This window comes from Bacillus sp. FJAT-26390 (assembly GCF_001682865.1).
Classification (GTDB): Bacteria; Bacillota; Bacilli; order Paenibacillales; family Paenibacillaceae; genus Pristimantibacillus.
In genome coordinates this window covers 304,059-321,223 of sequence record NZ_MAQX01000022.1, presented here as the reverse complement: position 1 = coordinate 321,223, position 17,165 = coordinate 304,059, and the positions used below count along the sequence as shown (strand labels likewise).

At 49.3% G+C, this 17,165-nt stretch carries 14 protein-coding genes; 7 read left to right on the top strand and 7 right to left on the bottom strand.

Going from position 1 to position 17,165, the window contains the following annotated elements:
- Nucleotides 1-96: 96 nt before the first annotated feature.
- The 3 genes from A7975_RS18625 to A7975_RS18615 form a co-directional block, all read right to left on the bottom strand.
- Nucleotides 97-1,827, bottom strand: coding sequence for an extracellular solute-binding protein (locus A7975_RS18625; protein WP_065386098.1), 1,731 nt, complete (start codon nucleotides 1,825-1,827; stop codon nucleotides 97-99).
- Between the two features lie 128 nt (nucleotides 1,828-1,955).
- Nucleotides 1,956-2,834 (bottom strand): carbohydrate ABC transporter permease, encoded by an 879-nt coding sequence (locus A7975_RS18620; protein ID WP_065386097.1) that lies wholly within the window; start codon nucleotides 2,832-2,834, stop codon nucleotides 1,956-1,958.
- Nucleotides 2,835-2,858: 24 nt separating this feature from the next.
- On the bottom strand, nucleotides 2,859-3,713 hold the full coding sequence (locus A7975_RS18615; protein WP_065386396.1) for an ABC transporter permease: 855 nt from the start codon (nucleotides 3,711-3,713) through the stop codon (nucleotides 2,859-2,861).
- Nucleotides 3,714-3,981: 268 nt separating this feature from the next.
- On the opposite strand from A7975_RS18615, the gene A7975_RS18610 reads away from it, so the two are divergent.
- A complete protein-coding gene (locus tag A7975_RS18610) occupies nucleotides 3,982-5,715 on the top strand; it encodes a sensor histidine kinase (RefSeq protein WP_065386096.1) in 1,734 nt (577 codons plus the stop codon).
- Nucleotides 5,716-5,739: 24 nt separating this feature from the next.
- On the top strand, nucleotides 5,740-7,353 hold the full coding sequence (locus A7975_RS18605) for a response regulator (protein WP_065386095.1): 1,614 nt from the start codon (nucleotides 5,740-5,742) through the stop codon (nucleotides 7,351-7,353).
- On the opposite strand, the gene A7975_RS18600 is transcribed toward A7975_RS18605, so the two are convergent.
- Together A7975_RS18600 and A7975_RS18595 are read right to left on the bottom strand one after the other, a co-directional pair.
- Nucleotides 7,350-8,375: an MBL fold metallo-hydrolase gene (locus tag A7975_RS18600; protein ID WP_065386094.1), complete on the bottom strand. Its 1,026-nt coding sequence runs from the start codon at nucleotides 8,373-8,375 to the stop codon at nucleotides 7,350-7,352. The genes A7975_RS18605 and A7975_RS18600 overlap by 4 nt on opposite strands.
- A gap of 2 nt (nucleotides 8,376-8,377) precedes the next feature.
- Nucleotides 8,378-9,124: a class I SAM-dependent methyltransferase gene (locus A7975_RS18595; protein ID WP_053374742.1), complete on the bottom strand. Its 747-nt coding sequence runs from the start codon at nucleotides 9,122-9,124 to the stop codon at nucleotides 8,378-8,380.
- Between the two features lie 185 nt (nucleotides 9,125-9,309).
- Here A7975_RS18595 and A7975_RS18590 point away from each other — a divergent pair, with 185 nt between their 5' ends.
- Genes A7975_RS18590 through A7975_RS18580 form a run of 3 tightly spaced genes read left to right on the top strand, consistent with a single transcriptional unit; the run spans nucleotide 9,310 to nucleotide 12,829 of the window.
- On the top strand, nucleotides 9,310-10,641 hold the full coding sequence (locus A7975_RS18590; RefSeq protein WP_053374741.1) for a spore germination protein: 1,332 nt from the start codon (nucleotides 9,310-9,312) through the stop codon (nucleotides 10,639-10,641).
- Nucleotides 10,638-11,738, top strand: coding sequence for a GerAB/ArcD/ProY family transporter (locus A7975_RS18585; protein ID WP_065386093.1), 1,101 nt, complete (start codon nucleotides 10,638-10,640; stop codon nucleotides 11,736-11,738). Before A7975_RS18590 ends, A7975_RS18585 begins: the two co-directional genes overlap by 4 nt.
- Nucleotides 11,735-12,829, top strand: coding sequence for a Ger(x)C family spore germination protein (locus tag A7975_RS18580; RefSeq protein ID WP_053374739.1), 1,095 nt, complete (start codon nucleotides 11,735-11,737; stop codon nucleotides 12,827-12,829). The genes A7975_RS18585 and A7975_RS18580 overlap by 4 nt, the downstream gene beginning before the upstream one ends.
- Nucleotides 12,830-12,912: 83 nt before the next feature.
- Here A7975_RS18580 and fni read toward each other — a convergent pair whose 3' ends face one another.
- The gene (gene fni / locus A7975_RS18575) at nucleotides 12,913-13,968 is read right to left on the bottom strand and encodes a type 2 isopentenyl-diphosphate Delta-isomerase (protein ID WP_053374738.1); all 1,056 of its coding nucleotides are present in this window, start codon (nucleotides 13,966-13,968) and stop codon (nucleotides 12,913-12,915) included.
- Between the two features lie 393 nt (nucleotides 13,969-14,361).
- Here fni and nagB point away from each other — a divergent pair, with 393 nt between their 5' ends.
- Nucleotides 14,362-15,087 carry a glucosamine-6-phosphate deaminase gene (gene nagB / locus A7975_RS18570; protein WP_065386092.1) on the top strand — a complete coding sequence of 242 codons (726 nt, stop codon included), beginning with the start codon at nucleotides 14,362-14,364 and terminating at the stop codon, nucleotides 15,085-15,087.
- Nucleotides 15,088-16,284 (top strand): N-acetylglucosamine-6-phosphate deacetylase, encoded by a 1,197-nt coding sequence (gene nagA, locus A7975_RS18565; protein WP_065386091.1) that lies wholly within the window; start codon nucleotides 15,088-15,090, stop codon nucleotides 16,282-16,284. It begins immediately after the preceding gene.
- 96 nt (nucleotides 16,285-16,380) lie between these two features.
- On the opposite strand, the gene A7975_RS18560 is transcribed toward nagA, so the two are convergent.
- A complete protein-coding gene (locus A7975_RS18560; protein WP_065386090.1) occupies nucleotides 16,381-17,163 on the bottom strand; it encodes a DeoR/GlpR family DNA-binding transcription regulator in 783 nt (260 codons plus the stop codon).
- Nucleotides 17,164-17,165: the final 2 nt, after the last annotated feature.

The window sequence follows — 17,165 nt, the reverse complement described above, 5'->3', positions numbered from 1 at the left end:
CTCCTTACAGCTCATGATGAAACTGCAACGTGACAGGCTGCTTGCTTAGTCTGTTCAGGGGCTTCCTTTACAAGAGGCCCCTTCCGATAAAAGTGTTTATTTAACGCTGTTGTACCAATCGTTAACTTCCTTCGTAATTTGCTCGCCGCCTGATTTTTTCCAATTGTCAACCATCGTATCGAACGTATCTACCGGCTGTTGGCCGTATACGATCTTATTGAACGTTTCGTTAAGCAGCTTGTTCAGAAGCTCGTTTTTACTTTGCATCGTTTCAGTCAATGGACCCATATAGTAGTTTTTCATACGGATATCTTTTTGGTCCATAACAACCTTCATCGCATCGGTATTCTCTTTCAGGCGAGTATTAAATTCTTGCTTCTCGTAAGGCGTTACCGGCTCTGCGCCGCCAGCAAGCTTAACATGCGTTTCTGCATATAAAGTTGGGATACGAGCGCCTTCAAAAGTCAGCGTGTAGAATAGCGGCGGTGCTGTTTGATCCTTAAGGCCTGGGAACAGATCCGGATATTTCCCGATATCTGCTGTAATCGAACCGTCAGGAAGCGTTGCATAGTCATAGCCTTCTGCGAAGCCCTTCTCGAATTCGCTGCCTGGCTGCGGGTTCGCCATATTATCGAAGAACCAGTTATAGTAGTGTACAATCGCTTCTGGGTTTTTTGCTTTTTTGTTTACGAATACATAACCGTTAGCCGGCGGGTTGCCGCCTGCGGAGCCGATTTTGCCATCTGGACCGGCAGGAACCGGATAAGCTTTGTATTTTGCGGCAGGAACGTTGTTAAGCAGATCCGGGAATGGCCATGCTGGAAGCCAGTTAGGTCCAAACATAATGCCCGCTTCGCCTTTTGTAAACAGCTCGGAGCCAGTTGTTTCATCAAGCAATGCAGAATCTTGCGAAATGTAGCCTTTATCGAGCCATTCCTTCAATTTGGACAATGCGTTTTTGGCAGCAGGATTGATAGAGCCATGCTCGAGCGTTCCATCTGCTGTCAAATTCCATTGACCAGGCATCGTGCCGTGAGCGCCAAAGATGAAGCCGATGTCCGTCATCCAGTTAGCGAATCCGTTTTTGAAGCCGGTTGCAAGTCCAAGCGTGTTCGGCTTGCCGTCGCCATCCGGATCATTTTTCACGAATGCATCCATAACCGTTTCCATCTCTGCAAGCGTCGTTGGCGCTTTCAGATTAAGCTTTTGCAGCCAATCCTCACGAATCCACATCACATGGTCCGCATTGTAAGCGTAATCTAGAATCGGCAATGCCATTTTCTCGCCATTACGGGTAATCGGCAGCCAGATCGTTGGATCAAGATCCAAGCCCGCTTTGTAAGTATCATTCGCATATTTGTCGACCAAATCGCCAACCGGCATAAATTGTCCGGAGTCGATCAACATATTCACCGTTTCCATATCGCCGCGGTAAGTAACGACATCCGGCATTTCCTCGCCCGATGACAACATGAGGCGCAGCTTTGTTTTGTAGGCGTCGTTCGTATTTGTTACAACCCAGTTGTACTTGATATCGATGCCAAGTCTTTCTTTGACCAGGCGGGTATGCACGTTGTCTTCAATTGATTCGCCTTCTTTGAAGATGGAGCCGTTTTGGTTAAGTCCCCAAACCGTCGTTAAAGTAACTGGTGTAGCGTACTTCCCATTCTCAAAGCCGTCGGTGCTTCCCTCAACCTTGGCTGGCTCGTTGCTCGCTTTGTTTGTTGCGCTCGCATTGTTTGTTCCCTTGTTAGCACTATTGCCGGAACAAGCTGCGATTGCGAGCATAAATGATAGTACCAATAAGACCGAAAGCCATTTCTTCATGCCTTTACCCCCGTAAGTTATATTTTGTTATTAATTACGATATTTGTCATACCGCTTGTTTCCAATCATACAACCCGGCTTCAAGCACCGAAAGACCATTATTTTGTTATTGATGCCTTTTTCTTGCGCTATTCCTTTACGGCTCCCATTATAATGCCTTTTACGAAATATCGCTGTAAAAATGGGTATACAAGCAGGATCGGCAGCGTTCCGATGAAGATTTGTGCAGATTTTACAGTACGCTGGGAAATATGCTTCAGCTCATTGACGTCGGGATTTATTTTATTAAAATCCTGCTGTACAATAATCGTTTGCAAAAAGGTTGATAAAGGATATTTTCTATAATCTGTAATATACAGCAGACCATCAAACCATGAATTCCAGTGTGTAACCATTGTAAATAATGATATTGTGGCGAGCGCAGGCATCGATATGGGCAAAAAGATACTCCAAAGCGTTCGGAATTGCCCCGCTCCATCCATCAGCGACGCCTCCTCCAGCTCCTTAGGCACTGCCCGGAAGAAGTTCATAAGCAGCACCATATTAAATACGTTGATCGCCCCCGGAAGAACGAGCGCCCATATCGAGTTCATCAAATCCAAATTGCGGATAAGCATGTACGAAGGGACAATGCCTCCGCTGAACAGCATCGTAAAGAGGAAGTACCAGGTATAGACCGAACGGCTTTTAAACACCCGTCCATCCTTGGATAACGCGTAGCCTGCAAGAATCATCAGCGACATGCCGACGATTGTGCCAAGCGCCGTACGCTGAAGCCCAACGAACAGCGCATTATGAAAGTTATCGTTATTAAGCGTTTTCGCATAAGCGTCAAAGTTGAACCCGATCGGCCACAGCTTGACCAGATTGGCGTTAGCCGGCGAGCTTGCGCTTAAGCTAACCGCGAGAATATGGACGAGCGGAATAACGCAGGACACGCAAATGACGGCAAGCAAAATATAATTAAAAACCGAAAAGACTTTATACCCTGATGTTTTGTGATACATGCTCTCTCTCCTTCCTCCGTTCCCCTAGAAAATTCGGTATCCAGCGTATTTGTAAGCCATTCGGTAAGAGAACACGATCATAACCAAACCGATAATGGATTTGAACAATCCGACTGCCGTTCCGAAGCTGTATTGCCCATTCAAGATCGCAGTGCGATAAACGAACGTATCGATGATATCGCCCTTATCGTAGACAAGCGCATTGTATAGGTTGAAAATTTGATCGAAGCCGCCGTTCAAAATATTGCCGAGCGACAACGTCCCTACCACAACGGCAATCGGTATCATCGAAGGCACCGTAATGTGCAGCGTCTGCTTCCAGCGCGTTGCCCCGTCTACCTCCGCCGCCTCGTAAAGAGAAGGATTCACGCCGGAGAGGGCAGCTAGAAACACGATCGTGTTAAAGCCGAAGTTCTGCCAAATATCGCTGACGACTACGGTGAAGCGGAACCAATTGCCATCGCCAAGCCAAAATACCGACTCCAGCCCAAGGTTGTTGAGCAGCTGATTCACGATTCCTTTGCTGCCGAGCATATCGGTCAGGATCGCGCCGAGAATGACCCATGATATAAAGTGCGGCAAGTATACGAGCGTTTGAACGACTCGCTTGAACAGCATTTTGCGAATCTCATTTAGCAAAATCGCAAACGTAAACGGCACCACTAATCCGAATACGATTTTTAGACCGGATATAATTAAGGTGTTCAGGATGACCTGCTTGCTGTCCGGATACTCGAACATAAAGCGGAAATGCTCCAGCCCAACGAGCTTCGAGTGAAAAATGCCGTTATAGGGCTTAAAATCCTGAAACGCCATAATTAATCCGCTCATCGGCACATAGGCGAATATGAACGTAATAATGGCTGCTGGCAGCAGCATGAGATGCAAGGGCCAAGTGCGGCTAAATATTTCTCTTGATCCATTATCCTTTTTTCGTGTTTGTTTTGTTTCTTCCTGCAGCGGTTTTTTTAGCGCACTTTCCACTGTTCTGCCCCTTTCCAAACAAAATTTGATTTGTGTTTTATCAGCTCTCCTGTATGATTAATTTTATCAGCAGTCTCTCCTGTTCTATAGACCACGATCTTTGGAAGCATGCCATTTTGTAGACTTATGTATCATTATTTTCACAAAAAGAGAGGATTCCAGCATGCGCTTACGAGAAAACACGTTTGCCAAAATGATCACGCTAATCGTTCTTTTACTCATCCCGATCATCGTTTTGTATACGCTTTCTATTCGGACGAGCATCGGCGTCATCAAGGAAGAAATGACGTCGCTCAAGCAGAAGGACATTACGTTTCTTGCCAGTGAAATCGACAAGAGCGTGACTACGCTCTCAACGCTTGGCTCGCTGCTCAGCGAGGATATTCATATTCAGCAGCTGCAAAATTTGCATCTTATTGAAAGCGCCTACCAGCGCAATGACGAGAAGCTGCGCATTCTCGAGCGGCTGCGGCTGCTTAACGTCGCGCAGCGCTGGGATACGCAGTATAGCATCACGGCTCCGGCCAGCAAGCAGCTCGTTTCTACGAATACATACCTGTCCTACGATCTCGATTCGATCAAAAAAATATTTACCCCCTCTTGGAAATACGAAGAGATGACGATCCAGAGCATGAAACAAAACCGGTTCGTCCGCCATATCGTCAAGCCCAAAAGCAAAACGACCAATTTAGATAAAGCCGGCATCATCGTCGAAATCTCTTTTCCGGAGGAGCATTTGATCAAAGATTTGGACACGTTTAAATTAGCCGGCAAGGGTGATCCCTTTCTCGTGCATGCGGATGGGCGCACCATTAAAAACCGGACATCAGACAAAGAAATGACAGACAGCATCAAGGCGCTGATCCAGCAAAAGACGGTCCAAGAGGCATCCAACCAGATCGTCACGATCAGCGGCAATGATTTTCTCGTCACCTCCGCCCATGTCAAAACGCTGGATTGGTATTTGGTTGACTATGTGCCGATTGCGAATGTGCTGAAGCCTATCGTCAAAAGCCAAAATTTATTTTACGGCTCCGTCGGATTGCTGCTTATCATGAGCCTCCTTGCCGGATATTTGCTTTACCGCAACGTCCAGCGCCCAATCGGCCTGCTGGTCCGCAGCGTCAAGCGGCTTCAAGAAGGCAATTATTCGACGCGGATAACCGCTAATCCAAGAAATGAATTTACGTATTTGTTTCAGCGCTTCAATGATATGGCCGCCAATACCGAGCAGCTTATACAGAAGGTTTATGTCGAGGAGCTTAGGCGGCGCGAGGCGAACGTGAAGCAGCTGCAATCGCAAATCAACCCGCATTTTTTATACAATTGCTTCGCGCTTATCCGAAGTCTTGCAAGGCTTGGCAAGAAGGAATCCGTCATGCGGCTCGCTATGCATTTATCTACCTACTACCGTTATACGACGCGGGTCGAGAAGCTGACGGCTACCGTTAAGGAGGAGCTGCAGCTCGTTGAAAGCTATTTGGAAATCCAGCAATTCCACATTCAGCATCTCTCTTATCGCATTGAGGTTCCCGAGGTGATGCAGCATTCCCAAATTCCGCGCCTGCTGCTTCAGCCTATTATCGAGAATGCCGTTTTGCACGGAATTGAACGCTTTGACGGTGACGGCCTGATTACGATTTCCGGCGAGAGCAATGACCGCTATCATACGATTATTGTGGAGGATAACGGTATTGGAATGACGGAGGAAGAGCTGCGGAAACTGGAGAAAAAAATTATAAATCCGCCCGACGATACGAGCGGCTGCGCGCTTTGGAACATCCGTCAGCGCATGCTGTTCCAGTTCGGCCCGGAAGCTTCGATCAGCTTCCGCATTCGAGCCGAGGGCGGGGTCGCCGTTTATCTCACTTGGCCCCACGAAAATTACTCCACCTAGATTAAAATATAGGAGCTGTTCATCATGTATCAATTGTTAATCGTAGACGATCAACCAGATCTCGTAGAGGATTTGGCAAGCAATTTGCCTTGGGGTACGGTCGGCATCGCTTCGGTCTATCAAGCGCATTCCGGGCAGGAAGCGCTTGAGATCATGAACGCCACCCCGATCGATATCGTCATTACGGACATCCATATGCCTGGACTGTCCGGACTTGATTTGATCGAGCAAATTCGGGATTCGTGGAGCAATGTGAAATGCATATTATTGTCCGGCTACAATGATTTTGAATACGCCCAAAAAGCGCTTCAGCATCAAGCCAGCGATTACTTGCTAAAGCCCGCCGAGGATGAGGAGCTGCTGCTTGCGGTCAAAAAGGCCGCCTCGCAACTGGAGGAGCACTGGAATGAAATCAGCTCGCATCAAAGCGCGCTAACCTCCTTGAAAGATAATTTGCCTATTTTGCGAAATCATCTGCTGCTCTCCCTTCTGCAAGGCCAAGCCTATAGCGAAGCTAAGCTTAAGGAGCGGCTCGACATGCTCGATCTTTCCTTTCGGCAGCGCGAGCCATACGGATTGATGCTGCTGCGCATGGAGGATTATTTTGACGAGCAGACCGAACGGGACGGCGCCTTACTTGAATATGCGGTGTGCAATATCGCGGAGGAAATCTTCTCGGAAGAATACCGGCTTTGGCATACGAAGGATGAGCATGGCTATTTTGTTTTTCTCATTATGAGCAAAGAAAGCAGCCGCCATGAGCAATCGCAGCTTTTGCATCTTATTGAGCAAAAAGCGGCTCAGTTTCAGCATTACGTGAAGCTTTACTTAAAGGGAACGGTATCGCTTGTCCTTACGAAGCAGGATTCATTCCCGCTCGAGATGCGCGAGACTTACGATTTCTCGCTCGTCAGCTTTAGGCACCGGATTGGCAGCGAGCGCGGTTTTCTGTTGACCTTGACGGAGGAAGCGCAGCACGGGGAAGCGAATTCTCTCTCCCATTTGTACAATCCGCCGCTGCTTATTCATTTGCTCGAGGCTGGACAATGGGACGTAATCGCGGAGAAGCTGGCACTTGTCTTTGAAGAGCTAGAGGTGAAATGGGGCGAATCGCATGAGCATATATTGGAGACTTACTTCATGATTGCAAGCTCGCTTAGCTTCTCGATTCACAAAAACAAGCTTTGGATGGCAGATATTATGGGCGCCGAGTTCAACCAGCTGCTGAGCGGCCCCCACTTTCATACGATTAAGCAGCTCCGCTCTTGGACGACGGCTGTGCTTGATGCCTACCGAAGCCATATGAGCAGCAAGGTGCAGCATTCTCGTTCGACTACGGTTCAGAAGGTTCAGGAATATGTTGCAAGCCATTTGGAGGACGCATCGCTGCAATCGATCGCCTCCCATGTTTTTTTGAATCCGTCCTATTTGTCGAAGATTTACAAGCTGGAGACAGGCGAGGGCATCAGCGATTATTTATCCCGTTTAAAAATGGAGACGGCAGCGCATATGCTCCGTACGACACCGGACAAAATTTACGAAATTGCGGCTAAGGTCGGTTATTTGAAAACGAGCTATTTCATCAAGGTGTTCAAGGATCGTTATGGGATTACGCCGCAGGAGTTCCGCGACCGCTAAGGCGTGAGCGCCGCGTAACGATAGATGCCATCCACGGCAGCGGAAGCGATTCTAGCTTTCCGCTCCAAATGAACCAAATGAGCAAGCGTCTCCGACATCGCGAATCGCAATTGGTGGGCGTTGCCGCTGAGCCGACTGCCGAATAATGCCTCGCACATGCCATAAGCGGAGCGGGGCTCTTCGGCTAGCATGGCCGCCATCTTGTCCAGCCTGCGAACGTGATGCTGCTGCAGCTCCACGATCCTTCCGCCAAAATCAGGGAATGGGTCACGATGCCCCGGGAACGCAAGCTTAACCTCAAATGACCTTAGCTCCTCCAAGCTGTTCAAAAAATCCGCTAACGGATCGCCATCCTCGCCAGGCACGACGCTTACGTTCGGTGTAATATGAGGCAGCACCTGATCGCCGCACAGCATCCATTGCCGCTCCTTCTGATAGAAGCAGACCTGCCCTCTCGCATGTCCGGGCGCGTCGATTAAGAGCCAGCTTCGTCCGCCGAGCATGATATTGCTTCCAGCCTCGAAATAGGTTACCTCGGGCTGCGGCGATACCATGCTCACAAACGTTTCCAAATTTTCCGCAATAGCCTCCCTCAGCTCCGCCGGCATACCGTGCTCAGCGTACAGCGTTAGCAGCTGCTGGGAGAAATCGCTATTGTCTCCCCATAACCGCAGCGCATAGGCATGCGCTTCACGGGTCATAAACACAGGAGCACCGCTTCTTTCCTGCACGTAACCAGCTAGTCCGTAATGATCGGGATGCTGATGCGTCAGGACTATCCGCGTAATGGCGTTCCACTGCAAGCCCTGCTGCTGCAGAACCTCCTCCCACACCTGAATGGCTTCATCGGTCCGCAGCCCTGGATCAATTAGCGTGAAGCCTCGATCTTCGGGAATCAGGTAACTATTCACCCATTTCAGCGAGAACGGGACGGGCACCTTAACCTGCAGCCATCCCTCCTGCCAGCCTATTGTATGCAAAGCTTGTTCCGTCAAGCTTGTTATGCTATTGTGCTTTGTCATTATCATTTCGCCCTTCCTGCCATAATCATGCGTGGGGAGGTTGCCGAATCGTAAGCTGACCCATTGTAATTGCCGTACAGCTGCTCCATGTCAAGGCCGCAAGCCGCAAGATGCTTATCGAACCAACCGAGATCGTACAGCCTTACACGCTCCAAATACTGCCTTGGCTCGTCATTCGACTGGGAACTGGACACCGTAATCTCTTTTTGCACCCACCCGTCGCGAATGGATCGAACCTCTTCTATAAGTACGCCGCACTCCTCATCCCTTCGCTCCGAATAAGGCACTAACGTTTGTTCCACATAAGTAGGATTAAGGAAATCAATCAGAAACGAGCCGCCGGTGCGCAGCACTCTCCGGATATGCCTTATAACGCTCACATTGTCCTCTTCCGCAGTAAAGTAACCGAAGGAAGTAAATAAATTGACCGTTGCATCAAAGCAGCCTTCCTCGAACGGCAGCTCGCGCATATCGCCCTGCACCCACTTTACAAGCCCGCTCCCGTCGTGGCGGTCGGCTTCCTCCAGCAAAATAGGCGACAAATCCATCCCCGTCACCGTGTAGCCGAAGTCAGCGAGCGCAAGCGCATGCCTGCCCATTCCGCAGCCAATATCCAGCACGTTGGCGCCCTCTTTCAGCTTCAGCCATGCGATCATTTTACGAACCTCTTTATTTGCATCCTCATAATTGCGATGTTTATAAACGAGCATATAATCGGAGCCAAAGCTCTGTTCGTACCATGGTTTCATATATTGCTCTCCTTCGTCATGAACATGCGCCTAGCAAAAATAGATATTGGATTAATTGTACTTGAATTCCATCCCGCTCGCAAAACAGTTTCCCTCAGGCATAGTTTTTGGCTTTTAGTGTAAACTATGGAAGTTCATCCGGTTGGTCGGCCGATTTTGATCATCTTAAAGAAGGGGGTATCGCCATGATAGAACGCATTCGCTTATTGTTCGCCGAAGCAATCGATATCAAGCTGGAAACGTTGCAAAATAGCGAAATGACCATTGAGATCGCTTATATTGCACCTCTATGCGAAGAAAAGAAAATAAGCGATTTCATCATCGTCCCTTTCACGAAAGAGGAATATTCGTTCCAGAATCAATTAAACACGAACCCCGATTACCGGGTAATAGAGGACGTCGCAAGATGGCAGGAGCTTCTGCTTCGCGGCAATGTGCTGATTGAAGCGAATTGCACCATTTACTCGTTCGAGGTTGCCCGCATCATCAGCATTGAAAACCCGCAAACGCAGGTAGAGAGCGCCATTCAAGGTCCTCAGCTCGCGCTGAGTGAAAATATAAATATTTCGCTCAACCTGGTCCGCAGCATGTATCCGTCTCCGGATCTGTCCGTAGAGGAGCATACGATTGGCTCTTTGTCCAAGACGCCCGTGTTCGCCCTGTACGATCAGCGCCGGGTCGATCCTACCGTGCTCGAAAGCCTACGTACGAAACTCACGACAATTAATGTGGAAATGCTCCAAGCGGCCGGGGATTTGGAGAAGCTTCTCGTCGGCAAACGCAAGCATTTGTTTCCTACGCTTCTTATAACGGAACGTCCAGACCGAATAACCAAAGCGTTGTCCAAAGGTAAAATCATTATTCTCCTAAAAGGAAATATGTTCGCGATCATTTTGCCTGCTACCTTTTTCGATTTCATGCATGCGATGGAGGATGATTACGACGCGTATTGGATGACCCGTTTTCTTATCTTTCTAAGATACGCCTCCATTGTGCTGACGATCACGCTGCCGGCGCTCTATATCTCGGTCGTCTCCTACAACCCGGAGCTTTTTCGCGTGCAGCTTGCCTTCTCCATTGCGGGCAGCCGCTCTGCCGTTCCATACCCCTCGTTTGTTGAAGTGTTTATTATGCTCTTCATGATCGAGACGCTCATTGAGGCCAGCATCCGCTTGCCGCGTTACATAGGTTCTACAGCTACAACCGTAGGAGGGCTTATTCTCGGACAAGCTGCGCAGCAGGCTGGTCTCGTGAGCAGCATCATGATCATCGTGACCTCGGTCGTTGCGATATCCAATTTCGTCATTCCCGTAAATTCGCTTTCGTTTGCAGTCCGTTTTTTGAAATATCCGCTCATCGCCGTCTCCATTTTTTTTGGCATCACAGGCGTTGCGGTCGGTATGTTCATCTATCTCACTTATCTTTGCAATCTTAGAAGCTTCGGAAAACCGTATATGCGTATATTCGGAAAATTAAGGCCATTAGAAGGCGATGTCGGGCAGGTGAAAATCAAGTGAATCGGTATGTCTTTTACAATTTCATACTCGTCAGCTTCATTAACTTGATGCTGTTCGTTCCGCATATTTTAATTCAGGCCCGTTATAACGGTGCTGTAGCTTCTATCCCTGTCGGCATTGTCATCGGCACGATTCTGGTCTATATGTACACGAGCGCCATGGCTAGGTTTCCCGGCAAGGGCTTGCCGGAAATATTAAAGCAGCATTGCCCTAAGTGGCTCGTCGTCATCTCCATGTACTCTTTTGCCATGATGTGGTGGATGGGAACGTCGATCGTTGTTATCGCCTACGCCATGGTCATCAATCGGTTTTTTAATCCCGATGCGAACACGATCGTTATTTTGGTTATGCTAATTCTTGCGTGCGGTTACGCGGCGACCCGTTCCACGCTCTCCGTCATATTTGTCATCGAGATCGGGCTTATCGTCAACGCGCCGATCATTATCTTTATTTTGTTCAAGGCGGTGAGGAGTCCTCAATTAAATTGGGATGCCATTCGAGTCGTCGCCAATTACGTCACCCATATGCCCACCTTGACCTCCGTTGCGGCTGCTTCTTTTATTTTTACCGGATATATTAATCTATCCATATTTAATAGGCTCTTTTCGCCAAACTTCCGCTTCAAATTCCGCTGGATATACCCGGTCTTCGGTAGCGTAATTTTGCTTATTACGTTTTTTGTCCCGATCGGATTTCACGGTACGGAAGGCGTTAACCAATATATTTATATTTGGAGCGTTACCGCCGACTCCATGCTCATGCAGTATGGGTTCATTGAGCGCGTATTGTTTCTTTTTCTTATTGTTTTTTTAAATTTGACGCTCATTTATACGATGGCCGGCTGGCATCAAGCGATGGAATTTATTAAAAGCTGCTTCAAAAACTATAAGCCGGAAATCGACAGTCCAAAAACGCCGGCATCCAACTACGTGATCGCCAGCATTTTCGCAGCGCTTACGATCCTTTATCTTGTGCTGACTAACGAGAAGATGAATGTGTTTATTACAACTTATTGGCTTGTGCTCCGCATGTTTGTTGAAGCCCTTATCGTTGTATGGGTATTCGTCTTGAGTCGAAAGGGGTCCAAAGCGGCATGAGCAGCGCAATTCGAGCTATCCTGACGATTGCCGTATTTGGTTTGCTTATCAGCGGATGCGGCTTCAAGGACATCGACAAACGTTTTTTTGTCGTCGCGCTTGGCATTGATTTATCCGAAAACGAAAAAAAACCGTATCGCCTCACGCTTCAGCTTGCCGTACCCTCGCCGAAAATCGAGCCGGGCGCATCGAAAACGCAAATAGAAACGATTGATACCCAAAGTGTTGCCGAGGGCGTCCGAATGATGAAAGCCTATGTAGACAAAGAGCTCGATTTCGGGCATTGCAAAGTATTCCTTATTGGCGAGAAGCTGGCACGGCAAGACTATCAGAACCTGCTGGAATGGATGACAAGAAGAAGAGATATCCAAAGCGTAGCCGATATCGCAATAGGCAAACCGGACGCTGAGAGCCTGCTTAAAGTGAAGCCGGTCTCCGAGCGCTATCCAGGCAATACGCTGTTTCTTAGCTTCGGCTCCGACGGCACCGAATCATCCTACACTTACGTGGAATCGTTATCGGATTTCTCAAGGCGGGCCTCGGAGCAGGGACTCGACCCATTGATGCCTGTTATCGCCAAAGATAAACGGGAAAGCTACGTAATCAATCGGACGGCGCTGCTGAATAAGAAACGGGTTAAGCTCATGCTCACTCCTGCGGAATCCCAGCTCTACAATCAGCTAGCCAGCGATTTCACAAAGTCATCCATGCATGGCATGTTTCAAGGAATGGATCTTGTCGTTGCTCTGACAGAAATTCACTCTAAGTATCGCATCGGGAAGCATGATGGCGAAGAAACGGTTATGATGGATATCAAAATGAAGGTTGTATTCGAGGAAGCTCCAAAAGGGATTTACAATGATCAATGGAGACCCATCGAAAAAAAGCTAAGCGAGGAATATGCCAAATCCTGCGTGGCCCTTCTGCGAAAAATCCAAAAGGCAGGCGTTGATCCCGTTGGATTTGGGCTTCGTTATCGTGCCACACATCCCGGCAAGGATGCATGGAAACAATGGCAGAAGATTTATCCAACGATCAAATTCGTTGTACATGCGAACATCATAATTGAAGGCACCGGGCTCATCAAATAAAGCAATAAGATCAAGTCCCCATTCTGCATAACAAAGGGTTGTCTTCATGGTCACAAGACCTGCGAAGACAACCCTTTTTCGCTTTATTTAAGAACCAGTCTATTCGTTTGACGCAGCGCTTGAATTGATCCTGCTCCGATGCCGAACATCGCCGTCCGCAGTTCAAATTCGATCCGCTCAAATTGCTGAAGCAGCTGCTCTTGCGATACTTGATTGGTGCCGTTAGCGGCTTGCGGCAGAAGCACTCGTCCAAAGCCCGCTAGGTTAGCTCCCAGCGCGATAGCCTTTGCTGCATCAACGCCGGTTCGAAGGCCGCCGCTTGCAATGATATTCGCATGCGGCAGCCGATCGCGAATTTCTATGATGCTCTCTGCCGTTGGTATTCCCCAATCTGCGAAAGCCTCTGCTGCCTGCCTTCTCATCTCGTCTTGCGAGCGAAACTTTTCTACCTGGCTCCAGGAAGTGCCGCCAGCTCCAGCCGCATCAATGAAGGCAACTCCGACACCGGCAAGCGCTTCCGCCGTATCGGCATCGATTCCCCATCCGACCTCTTTAATGCCAACCGGCACCTGCAAGTATTTGCAAACCTGTTCGATCGACTGCAGCAAATTGCGGAAATCCGTATCCCCCTCCGGCTGGAACACCTCCTGCATGCTGTTTAGATGCAGAACGAGCGCGTCCGCCTCCGCAATATCGACCGCTTTGCGGCAGGAGTCCACGCCAAACCCATAATTAAGCTGAACCGCGCCAATATTGGCGATAACAGGCACGGTAGGCGCATCCTTACGGATGGAGAAAGAGGCCGCAAGCTGCTCATTTTCAATAGCGGCGCGCATCGAGCCAAGGCCGATTGCCCAGCCTCTTGCCTCTGCAACCACAGCCAAGCGGCGATTAATCGCACCTGCTTCATCCGTTCCTCCCGTCATGGAGCTGACGAGCAGCGGAGCACCGAGCTTTTTGCCAAACCATTCCGTATCCAGCCTTACCTCGCTGAAGGAAACCTCAGGCAGCGCATTATGCTTAAAGCGGTATTGCTCCAACCCCGTTTGTATGCCAACGCTGTTTACTTGCTCCTGCAGGCAAATGCGTATATGCTCCCCCTTGCGCTTTGCGGTTGCTGCTTGCTGATCTACTGTCATGCTTGTTCCTCCCAAGCGCGAACGGCTAACGCCTTTTATGGCGGCGCAGCGCAATTTTCGCTTCTCTATCTTCTAATGTTAATATGCTGCTTTGTTCATACTCAATCCCGCAAAAACGACTACCTACTAGCATAGCATAATTTTCTCATTCACGCTCCTAGCTCCACGACATTGACACATAAGCCGCAGAATAGAATAGTTCCTCCAATCAGTGTGACATAATAAGGAAGGCACTAGTTCTAACTTCTACCCGCATAGCCATGACATGAAACGTCTTCCTTCATATTTATGATTTTTACAATCATTAAATTGATTTTTACAATCATTTTATATTGTTAATCCGTCGGAACTCATATAAAATAAAAGTAACGAATCCACCAAGGAGGCACACAAATGGAAATTATTAAATTTGATACACAGCAGGAATTGGACGCTTATGCAGCAGGGCTTTTTATTAACACCGTAAACGAGAAACCAAGCGCAGTGCTTGGGCTGGCAACAGGATCGACACCTATCGGAATTTATGACAAAATAGTAGAGTCATACAATCAAAAAAAGGTTAGCTTCAAGGATGTTACGACGTTCAATCTGGACGAGTACGTTGGCCTGACGGCTGAAAACGACCAAAGCTACGCTTACTATATGAACAAGCATTTATTCTCGCATATCGATATCCCGTCAGCTCAAACCCATTTGCCTAACGGCATGGCTGAGAATCTTGATGCGGAAACCGCTCGTTACGATGCTATGCTTGAAGCGCAGCCGGTTGATATCCAGCTGCTTGGTCTTGGCCACAACGGTCATATCGGCTTTAACGAGCCCGATGTCAACCTATCAGGCGGCACTCACGCAGTGAAGCTGAAGCAAGAAACCCTTGAGGCGAATGCACGTTTCTTCGCTTCTATGGACGAAGTGCCTAAATATGCGATTACAATGGGCGTTGGCTCGATTTTGAAGGCGAACACAATCGTACTCGCCGTCCGCGGTGCGGACAAAGCAAGTATTGTTAAAGAAGCATTGACTGGTCCGATCACCACCAGCGTTCCAGCCTCATTGCTGCAAACACATGCGCGCGTAATCGTTCTGCTCGATCGCGAGGCAGGAAGGATGTTGGATTAAATGACAGTAAGCTCTGCTAACTGGCTCATTCATAATGTGAATATCGTACTGGAGAACCGAGTCGTTACCGGAAGTGTTGTCGTTCAAGATGGTAAAATAGCCCAGGTCATTTCGGAGGACGACAACGAAGCAGCAGGAGCCGTGACGAAAGAGCTTCCTTCTATAGATGGTCAAGGCGGCTGGCTGCTGCCAGGCTTCATTGACGTTCACGTCCACGGCGGTTTTGGCGCTGATTTCATGGATGCCAGCCGTGAAAGCTTTGACACGATTACTAAGTTTCACGCCTCTCAAGGGACAACGGGCATGCTGGCTACAACGATGACTGCTGCGAAGGACGCAATCGAGAATGTCTTGCAGGCAGTAGCGAAGTACCGCAGCGAAGAAATGCCTTATGCCGCTTTGTACGGCGTTCATTTGGAAGGCCCCTTCATTAGTGAAAAATGGCCTGGTGCGCAAAACCCGATCTTTATTAAAGATCCGCAGCTAGAGTGGATGAAGCAGTGGCATTCAGAGTGGCCAGACCTCATCCGCCAGCTCACGCTGGCGCCAGAGAAAAACGGCGCAATCGAGACGATTACTTGGCTTGCTGAGCAAGGCATCAATACGGCATGCGGACATACCGATGCCGTTTACGATGAAGTCATCGCCGCCGCCAATGTCGGCCTGTCGCAGGCTGTTCATACGTTTAACGCGATGCGCGGCCTTCATCATCGCGAGCCCGGAACGCTAGGCGCCGTTTTAACCGATGATCGCATTGCTGCGGAGCTCATTGCGGACGGCATTCATGTGCATCCGGCGGCGATCCGCCTCGTGCTTGCCGCGAAGCCGCAAGACAAGGTCATTCTCATTACCGATGCGATGGCAGCAGCGGGCATGCCGGACGGCGAATATAGTCTAGGCGGCTTAGCCGTTATCGTGAAGGACGGCGAAGCGCGTTTGCGCGAAGGCAATGCGCTTGCAGGCAGCTGCTTGACGATGATTGGCGCCGTTCGCTTTATTCTTGAAAACTCAAGCTTAACGATTGCTGAGGTCAGCAGGCTAGCGAGCGGCAACGCAGCGAAGCAGCTCGGCATTAGCGACCGTACCGGCTCCATTGCAAGCGGCAAGCAAGCCGACCTTGTATGGACCGATGCATCGCTGAACGTACGGCAGACGTGGGTGCAAGGCCGCTCCGTGTACGAAGCGAGCCAAGGCTAATGCAAAAATCCCCTTAAGGTCGGTTGACCTTAAGGGGATTTTTTGTGCAAAGACGGAATGTCCTGCAAGGAGAACATTCCGTCTTTATTCACGGTATTAGCCCGTCACATGCACGGAAATGCCATGCTGCTCAACCGCTGCTTCCAGTTCCTCCGTCAGCGGAACGTCGGTAATGACGCCGCGAAGCTCCGTTAAAGAAGCGATGGAGAACAGCGAGGTACGGCCTGTTTTGGTATGATCGAATACGGCATACGCCGCTTGCGAACGCTTAATGAGTGCTTTGGCGATTTGCGCTTCCTGCTCCGAGTAGGTCGTAATGCCGCCGGCGGCAGAGATGCCGTCAACGCCGATGAACATTTTGCCGATATGCAAATGGGATACCATGCCCTCGCCTAGCGGTCCGCAAAGCTCGAAACTGTTATGGCGCATAATGCCCCCGGTTACGACGACTTGAATGTCGCTTCCCGCCAGCTCCATCGCAATGTTAACCGCATTGGTTACGACCGTTATGCCCTTGCGGGATTTTAAAATCTTCGCGATCAAGAAGTTCGTTGTGCCCCCGGAGAGCGCGATGACGTCGCCTTCGTAGATTAAGGAAGCAGCCAGCTCGGCGATCCGCTCCTTCTCCAAAATCGACAATCCTTCCTTCTCGGCAAAAGGCAGATCCCGCACGGAATTCATTCCGTCGTACATCGCTCCGCCAATCGTTCGGATAACGGGAAATTCCGTCTCCATTTGCTCCAAATCACGACGCGCTGTCGCTTCAGAGCAGCCGAAACGTTCAACCATCTCCGCTATCGTCACTCGTCCCTGCTGCTTCAGCAGCAGCAGTACAGCCTCCCGGCGGCGCTGCCCCTTGGAACCGTTCACATCAGCCATTG

Coding starts and splice junctions, on each gene's coding strand:
- A7975_RS18620 (WP_065386097.1), bottom strand. CDS start 2,834: ATGTATCACAAAACATCAGGGTATAAAGTCTTTTCGGTTTTTAATTAT.
- A7975_RS18580 (WP_053374739.1), top strand. CDS start 11,735: ATGAGCAGCGCAATTCGAGCTATCCTGACGATTGCCGTATTTGGTTTG.
- nagA (WP_065386091.1), top strand. CDS start 15,088: ATGACAGTAAGCTCTGCTAACTGGCTCATTCATAATGTGAATATCGTA.
- A7975_RS18605 (WP_065386095.1), top strand. CDS start 5,740: ATGTATCAATTGTTAATCGTAGACGATCAACCAGATCTCGTAGAGGAT.
- A7975_RS18600 (WP_065386094.1), bottom strand. CDS start 8,375: ATGACAAAGCACAATAGCATAACAAGCTTGACGGAACAAGCTTTGCAT.
- fni (WP_053374738.1), bottom strand. CDS start 13,968: ATGACAGTAGATCAGCAAGCAGCAACCGCAAAGCGCAAGGGGGAGCAT.
- A7975_RS18610 (WP_065386096.1), top strand. CDS start 3,982: ATGCGCTTACGAGAAAACACGTTTGCCAAAATGATCACGCTAATCGTT.
- nagB (WP_065386092.1), top strand. CDS start 14,362: ATGGAAATTATTAAATTTGATACACAGCAGGAATTGGACGCTTATGCA.
- A7975_RS18560 (WP_065386090.1), bottom strand. CDS start 17,163: ATGGCTGATGTGAACGGTTCCAAGGGGCAGCGCCGCCGGGAGGCTGTA.
- A7975_RS18615 (WP_065386396.1), bottom strand. CDS start 3,713: ATGCTGCTGCCAGCAGCCATTATTACGTTCATATTCGCCTATGTGCCG.
- A7975_RS18625 (WP_065386098.1), bottom strand. CDS start 1,827: ATGAAGAAATGGCTTTCGGTCTTATTGGTACTATCATTTATGCTCGCA.
- A7975_RS18595 (WP_053374742.1), bottom strand. CDS start 9,124: ATGAAACCATGGTACGAACAGAGCTTTGGCTCCGATTATATGCTCGTT.
- A7975_RS18590 (WP_053374741.1), top strand. CDS start 9,310: ATGATAGAACGCATTCGCTTATTGTTCGCCGAAGCAATCGATATCAAG.